Here is an 8430-nt window from a genome sequence, read left to right as displayed (position 1 = left end):
TATTCAGGATTACATAATTTGTCAACACATCACTTAGCAAGTTATGTAATAGCTCGAAGAGGCTTGGGTTTCAAGGAAACATTTCCAACCATTTATGATTGGGTGCTCTCACATGTCGGGGAGTTTATAGAGCCCCGTGTGAAACAGGGCAGTCCTTACCGTAGATGGTCACAAATCCATGACCTGTTCAAGCACAGTGGGATAACCTCCTTCAAGACTGCCGAGATACTGCGAAAAACAGTAGTGATGAAGTATGTTTTGAACTCGGTGACGAGCACACAGCCCGATGACCTTAAGGCTGGTCTTTCCTCTCAGGGAAAGATTGAGGATTATCATAAAACGTGGAATTATATCAATGATTACACTGTTTTATAAATAATTGTAAGGTCAAGAACTCACAGAAGACTTCATTTAAGAACAAAATTCATGTCTTAACAGAAAAAACATAAAAACAAATTCAAAGAGATCGTGCGTTATGAGCGGTGTATTTTCTATAATACAACGGCGCATTGATTTTTCTGATGATAAAGTAAGATTGCTAATTTTGTTTATCATAGCATTTTGCATACGATTTGTCCTTCAATTCTTTAATATTGTTTTTGAAGGAGACGAAATGAATTATGCTCAACTTGCAAAAAACCTATATTACGGAGAAGGATACACCGTTACGTTTATAAATTTTCTATATCTTTCAAGTTCATTTGGGAGTCCTGATTTCTATTGGCCTCCATTAATGCCTTACACAATTTATTTCTTTTATCTTATATTTGGTGTAAGCGATTTTTCGGCAAAGTTAGTCTCGGTGATATTTGGTAGTCTATTGGTCTTCCCGATTTATTTTCTTGGAAAAGAACTTTTTAATGAACAAATTGGTTTCTTAAGTGCCCTTCTAGTGTCTATTTCCCGAAGCATGGTGTGGTTTTCAATTCAGGTTTTTTCAGATATCCCTTTGGCATTTTTTTTAGCAGTCTGTGTATACTGGAACATTAAAAACGCAAAGACAAATGATTTAAAATACGGAATTTTAAGTGGAGTTTTCTTTGGTTTGGCCTACTTAACTAGATTCTCTGCAATTATTTTTTTGCCAGTTCTGCTATTCAATTTGCTCTATCTAGGTAAAATGAAAAAGGGCGTGTATAGTCTTTTTATATTCATTGCTAGCTTCTTTATCATAATATCTCCTTGGCTAATTCGTAATGTGCTATTAACAGGATCTCTCTTTTTCTCAGAAAAAAGTGTTGCTTTAGCAAATTATATGCTTGGAGGTAACTATGAAGCAAATTTTTATGGTCTAACAGCACCTCCAAGCCCAATTCAAATATTCTTGGCAAATCCTTTAAGTGTTATTTCAAAATGGACAATCGGGATTTATCTCCAATATAAAGTATTCCCAGAATATCTTACTCCTCTTTTATTCGTTTTGGGATGCGTTGGAGGGCTTGTTTCAACAAACAAGTTGCAACAAAGATTGGTACTCTTCCTTCTAATTTTTACTAACTTTGCTTTCTATGGAATTGCAGTTTATGCAGGAAGAATCGGTGCGGTTAGTAGATATAATCTGGCAATCTATCCGTTCATATTCATTTTTTGTGCGAGAGGAATATTAAAATTGCAAGATCTTATTCCAAAGAATATTTTAGATTTAGAAATTAGGAAATTCAAGCTCAAACGATATATCATAATAATTGTGACCCTCATTGTAATAATTGAGGCATTAGTCATAACGACCAGCAATATAGTTCGTTTTGAGGGAAAAAATGATTCCTTGGAGTTATACAACGCAGGAATCTGGTTGAAAGAAAATACTGATCCTAACGCCATTTTAATGAGCAGAAAAGATATAATTCCTTATTATGCAGAGCGATGTTCAGTAAGATTACCTTTTGGTGATTTTTCAACGATAATACGCGTTGCTAGGGAATATGAGGCACAGTATATTATAATAGATGAAAGAGCTATTGCTGAGACACGAGCGGACTTGCCTGAGCAATTTGGGTTGTTGGACGAGAATAGCGCTCCATCTAATCTAAAAGTGGTTTATCTAGATACTGTAAGTGAGTATAAGGTTGTGATCTACTTGATCACATCCTACACTGTCTAGTGAGCTACCTCACGCTAAAGGGAGTTAGGGTAGTTTAAGGTATAAATCTACCACCTAACGAAAGGTTTATATAACAACATGTGAATTGAAACAACGAGATACATCACGAAAGACGCGATAAATGAGTGTCCGTGAATATTCGTCAATGTTACTAGGTGATCGTGTGCAATTTTGCGAAAAATGTGGAGCTTTGCTTTTTCCTGCTAGAGAAGGAAATAAAACTATTTTTAAATGCGAAGTATGTGGAATCGATTACTCTCTTCAAGAAAACAGTGCAAAAACGTATAAAATGGTTCAGAAAATAAATCATTCTCCAAGAGACGAAACTATAATTGTTTCTGAAGAAGAAAGGTCTCTTTTGCCAACCACTAAAATGGAATGTCCTAAATGTAAAAAATTTGTACTTGCAGAGTATTGGTTCTTACAAACTAGAAGAGCAGATGAAGGAGAAACTCGTTTTTTTAGATGTAAAGAATGTAGCTATACTTGGCGCGAGTATGATTAAAATTTTTTATACTAGAGCAATTCTAAGATTAAAGGACCAGTTTATTTTGTTTTTTTAATACATTTTTTATTTTGTTATATTCAGCCGATATTATTTAGAAAATTTGATATACTGGATTGTGTCGGATGATACAAATTTTTAAATCGATTTACGGTATGAGTTAGTTTACAATCCTTTGGACTTGATAAAATGCTTATTAATAAGGCAGTTTCAGTTAATAAAGTGGCTTTTATTGGTGCCCCACGTGTCGGGAAGACTACTTTGCTGTCTCTACTTACTGGAGAAAACCTACCAAAGGAATATCAACCAACAATAGGGCTGGATTTTGGAAATATCCAACTTGGCCATCACGAGTTCTCTTTATGGGATTTAGCAGGTCAAGAACAGTTTGCATTTCTATGGGAGATGTTTCTTAAAGGAACGAAATTGATTTTTGTAGTAGTAGATTCTACTCGCAATAATGTTCTTTTAACGAAAAAAATAGTTGAGAAGACAAAAAAGTGCTGTCAAAGGCTAATATGCATTGCCAATAAGCAAGATTTACCAGAAGCACTTAAACCTGAGGAAATAGCAGAAATTCTTAATGTGGAAACTTATGGTGTAATTGGTCTTGACCCAGAATACCGTACTTTATTGGAATTGATTCTTCATCAAAAAATAAGCCAACAACTCAAAGAACTCTGAAGCTTAAACTGAATGCTTCTTTTGTAATTCTCTAACTTTATTAAAGAGTTCAATGTCTAATCCTTTCATATCTTGAATTATTTCAGCATTTAATTCGAAAGTACCATCATCTTTACGAAAGATACGTCCAATTGCTCGGTTCAATGCACCCATTTCTAATTTTTGATCTGTTCTTACATTTATAGTGCCAGTCCCGTCATCAAGGATCTGTTCATCTGATGATACGCTTACAACTGTTCCAATGACTCGAACTCTATAATCAGTATCATTAAGTTCATTAATACGTCGTATACGAGCGGGGGCTTGTCTTTTTATTACATCGCTCATTTAACCCCTCCTTAATCAGCAATAGCTAGTTGTTCATTATTTTCTTAAGTTTTTCAATTAAATCATAATTCAATTACACATCTTCAGTTTCTAACTATTATAATAGTACAGTTTCTGTGAACATACAAAGAATTCAGTCTTCGTTTATTTTTCAGTTATATCTTTAGTCATTTGGATTGGCAACTCTTTCAGTATTTTTAGTGAAATGTTAAGAAGAGAAAGATAAGCATCACGCGCAGCTCTGCTTTCTTTCTTGCGATCTGAAAGATCTCTATGCCTGAGATTGTCAACAAGTATTTCAACTATTTGCTGAAGTGATAATCTTTCTGTAATCCACATAAAAGCAATAAAAGCCTCTACTACATCTCCTAATGTACCCATCTTAGCATGTGAAGGCACTTGTTTTCTTAATGTCGTTGCACGCAATGCACTGCACAATGTTTTATCTGGTACTTTTTCACCAGTTGGCATTCTTAGAACCATTGATTTTGCTATTGAATATGTAAAATTGACCAATGAATCTCCGAATTTTGAAAGCGCTTTGTCTGTGAGAATCTGTTTTAAATCTTGATAGGAAATCTTTAGATAATCTTGAAAATTAAACCAGCTATCCATTTTTCTTCATCCAGATGATCTTAACGTAATTTATCTCAAATAATTATCTTTGTGAGATAAGTAAAGGGAAAAGTATTTATGAGTTTTTTTTGGATGAAACGATAATCATCAGGATGGAAAAGTCCTAAAAAATTGAAACGTTACACGAAAAAAAGTCCATAGTAGCATTTGATAATCTTTTAAAAATCAGGCGAAGTCATTTATCTGTAATCCCATCGAAGGGAGGAACTGCATGGAGATATGTGATAGATATGGCAGAACAATAGTAGATATTAGGGTCTCTATTACACAACACTGCAATTTAAATTGCATATATTGCCATCATGAAGGATATCATGAAAGGTCTAACTCAGTAAAAAGAGCTGAAATGACTGCAGAAGAAATTCAAAGGCTAGTTTCAGTGAGCCGACGTGTAGGTATAAAACGTGTTAAAATAACTGGCGGTGAGCCACTCTTAAGACATGATGTCTTTGAGATAATATCAAAACTTTCTAAGTTAAAAGGAATTAACGAAGTCTCTCTGGTTACCAATGGAGTGCTTCTTGATCAAGACACATGTGATAGACTAAAATATGAAGGTCTAAAACGAATTAATATTAGTTTAGATACACTAGACTCACAAACATATTTTGATGTAACTCGAAAAAATATGTTAACCAAAGTACTGGATGGCATTACTCATGCCCAAAATTCTGGCTTAAATCCAATTAAAATAAATACAGTTCTCTTAAAAGGTATTAACGACACAAGAATTCGTGAATTTATCGAATTCGCAAAGAAAACAGGAGTCATACTCCAGCTTATAGAATTAATGACTTTCGATGAAAACAATGATACTTTCTTCAATAGGTATCATGTGGATCCAAGTCCCATCGAAGAAGTCCTCGAAGGAATTGCGAAGCACATAGAGGTCAGACAAATGCAACAACGAAAAAGATACCATCTAAATGATGGAACTGTTATCGAAATAGTCCGTCCAATGCATAATAGTGCCTTTTGTGCGAATTGTAAGCGATTGCGTGTCACTAGTGATGGTCATTTGAAACCGTGTCTAATGAGAGAAGATAATCTAATAGATATTATTACACCCATTCGAAGAAATGTTTCTGATGAAGAAATATATCAACTGTTACTGCAGGCGATCGCCTTAAGGGAACCATTTTTCAAAGAATAATCTTTTAAAAAGTGATGATATGCAAAAAAAAGTCATTATAACGATTCCAGCTTACAAAGCAGCAGATACACTGCCATCAGTATTTAAACGTCTTGAAAAGGTTGATGAATACTTCGATGAAATAATTGTTGTTGATGATGGAAGTCTAGATGATACATACAACGTTGCAAAGAAGTTAGGGGAGGAATATACGAAAAGACGTGGAAAACAGGTTGTAATATTGCAGCATTCGCCAAATAGAGGTTACGGAGGCTCCCAAAAAACGCTTTATTCAGAAACGTTAAAACGAGGAGGAGATATCGCCGTTCTTGTCCATGCAGATGGCCAATATCCACCAGAAGAATTACCTAACATACTTCAACCGTTCCTGCAAGAGAAGGCAGACGTTGTTTTAGGTTCACGGGCACTTGGAGGGCAGATGATTCACGGAGGTATGCCTCTTTTCAAATATTTTGGGAACCGTTTGCTCACTCGACTCGAAAATCTAATTGTTGGAATGAAACCACCGGTATCCGAATACCATACTGGATATCGGGCGTTTTCTCGTAAAGCGTTAAAACAGACTCGTTTCCATCTAAACTCCGAAAAATACGTGTATGATAGCGAAAGTTTAATCCAATGTAGAGAAAAAGGACTTAAAATTAAGGAAGTGCCTATACCTACGTACTATGGACAAGAGATCTCGTATCTTAGCCCAACGCGATATGGAATGCGAATTCTGAAGGTTTTAATAAAATATATGCTGCATAAAATAAAACTTCGCCCAACTCTACAATATTCTTAGGATCGAGATCTAAGAATAAAAAACGATTGTAGGTGCTGATTTACATCGTATTTTAGTTTTAAGGTAATTATATTACTTTAGAAACTGATGCTGCTGTCTTTGCTGTTTCGGTATACGCAAGAGTAGTTTCTACTGTAGGGGGGCTCCAAGCTACGACTAATCCTTTATTCGGTGGGATCATTGCCATTACCAGTGAGCCACTACCTTGAACATTCTTAGCTACGTATCTATCCTCAGTAGCTTGCATTAATGCATATTTTACATTTTGAACCACGACAGATTGTTTGTTACTGAACGCGTTCACAAGGTCTGGACCAGATGGCTCCCAATTATTTGTCTTGAACCACATTCCACCATTCCATGCAACTACGGCAACTGCACCTACAGCGCCGGAATTTAGTAAATTATTTGCATATCCTTCCACGCTCATTGTTTAATAAAGCCTCCTAAACGTCCTGTTTACAAATATAGCGTTTTGTTTGAGAGATCCACTCATCCGTTTTACTTAAAGTTTTTGATTCTTTTGGGAGCGCGCTCTGGTTTATGTGAATTTCTTTATGTTCTTCTGTAATAGTATTGGGAAATTCTGTTCCATTGTTTAGCGAAACATAAATAAATCTTTAAACAATTTTTGAAAAGATTATTTAGAAAATGGGTGTAAAAATGGATCATCCGAAAACTCAAGGGATTTACATAGAGATTGTTGTTAAAGCTAATTCAAAAAAGACAGAAGTACCAACACGTGTTGAAGGAAATATCATATATGTAAAAATAAAATCGCCTCCTCGACATGGAAAAGCGAATAAAGAACTCTTACGTGAGTTAAGTAAATTATTTAATGTTTCACAAGATCGTATTAACATCGTTTCGGGGCATTCAAGTTCTCGAAAAACTATTTTCCTAGAAATGAGTCAAAAAAACGTGAAAGATATATTGTCTCAATTTTAAGACTATTTTAATCACTATCAATTTTTAAATAGATTGAAAGATTAAATATTTCACGGGAATCTAGGATGATTCTCTTTTTCGATATGTCTTTGCTTATTCCATTTTCTTAACTCAAGAATGACAAGACTAACGATTCCAAAAATGATGGTAATGCCAGGCCCAAGAAACAAGCCAATCAATGTTGCGGCAACTGCAATATCATCAGAAATACCAAGTAAACGGTATATCGCAAAACCAGCAAGCGTTCCCGTACCAATCGATGCTGGCATCGCTGTTGCTATTCCCACTAGAATGCTGACAGAGATAGCTAATGTAATTGTCCATATAGAAACACTTACCCCTATACTGCGGAATACTAGAACCGTTGCGAATAATTCAATAAACCAGCGTAAAGCAGTTAGCATTGGAACAGCAATCAGGGGGTATTTGAGTGTTTTATACAATTCAACACTTTCATAGAAATTATCAAGTTCATTGATTGCGGAATTATTAATTCGTTCAGCAAGGCGCTTCATACGTGATGGCATTTTCCTTAAGAGTGATTGGAGCATTTTCAGAAGTAACTCGCCGACAGATCTTTTAAATGCAACAAGAATCGCAAAAATTATGACAAAGCAGAATAAAATAAAGATGAATAATGTAAAATAAATCGAACTAAGCGATAGAAAATATTGTTGCAGCACTATAATGACTCCAAGAGCACTAAATGTGATTATAAATAACATATCATAGATTCTCGTAAAGAGGACAATGCTAGCAGAATCACCTATTGAGAGATCTTGGTATTTTCGATGTACTTCTAATCTCACAATGTCTCCAGTCTTTCCTGGCAATGCAGTGCTCAATGCGTATCCAAACGCCCATACAGGGAAAGTTGATATTAATGAGAGATTAGGATATTTTGCTTTTTGAAGAATTTGCCATATAAGAGATTTTATAAGAAGACTTAGAATATAAAGACACAATGCAAAGATTACGTATATTAAATTTGTATTAACAAGTAGAACGAGGACTTCGCGCCCTCCAACCATATAAACAAGTAGATAGACGAGACCTAGACCAATAGCTATCAATAATGCAACTCTTAGAATGTGTCTCATAAAATCACGAGGCATTATAATTCAAAGGAAAAATATTTACGCTCTTTTAGTTCGTAAATTTTGAGTTCGAACCCATGTATTTTCTCGAAAAATAAACTTTTCCTTTTTGATTTTACAGAAAAATGAGTTGGTTTAATGCTGTATGAAGTTCTTTGAGATCCTCCATAGAAAAAAATGTGATAAGAGCCCTTC

Annotated in this window: 11 protein-coding genes; 7 read left to right on the top strand and 4 right to left on the bottom strand. The window is 34.9% G+C overall.

Annotation, left to right across the window (positions count from 1 at the left end):
- From QVB70_RS09780 to QVB70_RS09765, 4 genes are all read left to right on the top strand, one after another.
- A partial coding sequence (locus tag QVB70_RS09780) for a hypothetical protein (RefSeq protein ID WP_287585553.1) occupies positions 1-375 on the top strand: 375 nt, incomplete at its 5' end.
- Positions 376-475: 100 nt separating this feature from the next.
- Entirely contained in the window at positions 476-2101 is a 1626-nt protein-coding gene (locus QVB70_RS09775; RefSeq protein ID WP_287585552.1) for a glycosyltransferase family 39 protein, read from the top strand.
- 121 nt (positions 2102-2222) lie between these two features.
- Positions 2223-2606, top strand: coding sequence for a transcription factor S (locus QVB70_RS09770; RefSeq protein ID WP_287585551.1), 384 nt, complete (start codon positions 2223-2225; stop codon positions 2604-2606).
- 189 nt (positions 2607-2795) lie between these two features.
- Positions 2796-3290, top strand: a complete 495-nt coding sequence (locus QVB70_RS09765; RefSeq protein ID WP_287585550.1) for an ADP-ribosylation factor-like protein — start codon at positions 2796-2798, stop codon at positions 3288-3290.
- A 3-nt stretch (positions 3291-3293) separates the two neighbouring features.
- Here QVB70_RS09765 and QVB70_RS09760 read toward each other — a convergent pair whose 3' ends face one another.
- Both QVB70_RS09760 and QVB70_RS09755 read right to left on the bottom strand, forming a co-directional pair.
- Positions 3294-3617 (bottom strand): hypothetical protein, encoded by a 324-nt coding sequence (locus tag QVB70_RS09760; protein ID WP_287585549.1) that lies wholly within the window; start codon positions 3615-3617, stop codon positions 3294-3296.
- A gap of 144 nt (positions 3618-3761) precedes the next feature.
- Complete coding sequence (locus tag QVB70_RS09755) at positions 3762-4232, bottom strand: ribonuclease III family protein (protein ID WP_287585548.1); 471 nt, start codon at positions 4230-4232, stop codon at positions 3762-3764.
- Between the two features lie 232 nt (positions 4233-4464).
- Between QVB70_RS09755 and moaA the strand changes: the two genes are divergently transcribed.
- Together moaA and QVB70_RS09745 are read left to right on the top strand one after the other, a co-directional pair.
- A complete protein-coding gene (gene moaA, locus QVB70_RS09750; RefSeq protein ID WP_287585547.1) occupies positions 4465-5406 on the top strand; it encodes a GTP 3',8-cyclase MoaA in 942 nt (313 codons plus the stop codon).
- Positions 5407-5425: 19 nt separating this feature from the next.
- Positions 5426-6190, top strand: a complete 765-nt coding sequence (locus tag QVB70_RS09745) for a glycosyltransferase family 2 protein (protein ID WP_287585546.1) — start codon at positions 5426-5428, stop codon at positions 6188-6190.
- Between the two features lie 67 nt (positions 6191-6257).
- On the opposite strand, the gene QVB70_RS09740 is transcribed toward QVB70_RS09745, so the two are convergent.
- Positions 6258-6620: a hypothetical protein gene (locus QVB70_RS09740; protein ID WP_287585545.1), complete on the bottom strand. Its 363-nt coding sequence runs from the start codon at positions 6618-6620 to the stop codon at positions 6258-6260.
- A gap of 233 nt (positions 6621-6853) precedes the next feature.
- Here QVB70_RS09740 and QVB70_RS09735 point away from each other — a divergent pair, with 233 nt between their 5' ends.
- A complete protein-coding gene (locus tag QVB70_RS09735; protein WP_287585544.1) occupies positions 6854-7138 on the top strand; it encodes a DUF167 domain-containing protein in 285 nt (94 codons plus the stop codon).
- A gap of 50 nt (positions 7139-7188) precedes the next feature.
- Here the strand turns inward: QVB70_RS09735 and QVB70_RS09730 are convergent, their stop codons facing one another.
- A complete protein-coding gene (locus tag QVB70_RS09730) occupies positions 7189-8238 on the bottom strand; it encodes a lysylphosphatidylglycerol synthase transmembrane domain-containing protein (RefSeq protein WP_287585543.1) in 1050 nt (349 codons plus the stop codon).
- Positions 8239-8430 lie beyond the last annotated feature (192 nt).

Origin of the sequence: Candidatus Borrarchaeum sp., from assembly GCF_019058535.1 — an archaeon.
Taxonomy (GTDB): Archaea; Asgardarchaeota; Sifarchaeia; order Borrarchaeales; family Borrarchaeaceae; genus Borrarchaeum; species Borrarchaeum weybense.
This window is presented reverse-complemented; position numbering and strand designations above follow the sequence as displayed.

What these genes read in the sequence shown, in the direction of transcription:
- QVB70_RS09735 (WP_287585544.1), top strand. Translation starts at nt 6,854, where the DNA reads ATGGATCATCCGAAAACTCAAGGGATTTACATAGAGATTGTTGTTAAA.
- moaA (WP_287585547.1), top strand. Translation starts at nt 4,465, where the DNA reads ATGGAGATATGTGATAGATATGGCAGAACAATAGTAGATATTAGGGTC.
- QVB70_RS09745 (WP_287585546.1), top strand. Translation starts at nt 5,426, where the DNA reads ATGCAAAAAAAAGTCATTATAACGATTCCAGCTTACAAAGCAGCAGAT.
- QVB70_RS09775 (WP_287585552.1), top strand. Translation starts at nt 476, where the DNA reads ATGAGCGGTGTATTTTCTATAATACAACGGCGCATTGATTTTTCTGAT.
- QVB70_RS09765 (WP_287585550.1), top strand. Translation starts at nt 2,796, where the DNA reads ATGCTTATTAATAAGGCAGTTTCAGTTAATAAAGTGGCTTTTATTGGT.
- QVB70_RS09740 (WP_287585545.1), bottom strand. Translation starts at nt 6,620, where the DNA reads ATGAGCGTGGAAGGATATGCAAATAATTTACTAAATTCCGGCGCTGTA.
- QVB70_RS09760 (WP_287585549.1), bottom strand. Translation starts at nt 3,617, where the DNA reads ATGAGCGATGTAATAAAAAGACAAGCCCCCGCTCGTATACGACGTATT.
- QVB70_RS09770 (WP_287585551.1), top strand. Translation starts at nt 2,223, where the DNA reads ATGAGTGTCCGTGAATATTCGTCAATGTTACTAGGTGATCGTGTGCAA.
- QVB70_RS09730 (WP_287585543.1), bottom strand. Translation starts at nt 8,238, where the DNA reads ATGAGACACATTCTAAGAGTTGCATTATTGATAGCTATTGGTCTAGGT.
- QVB70_RS09755 (WP_287585548.1), bottom strand. Translation starts at nt 4,232, where the DNA reads ATGGATAGCTGGTTTAATTTTCAAGATTATCTAAAGATTTCCTATCAA.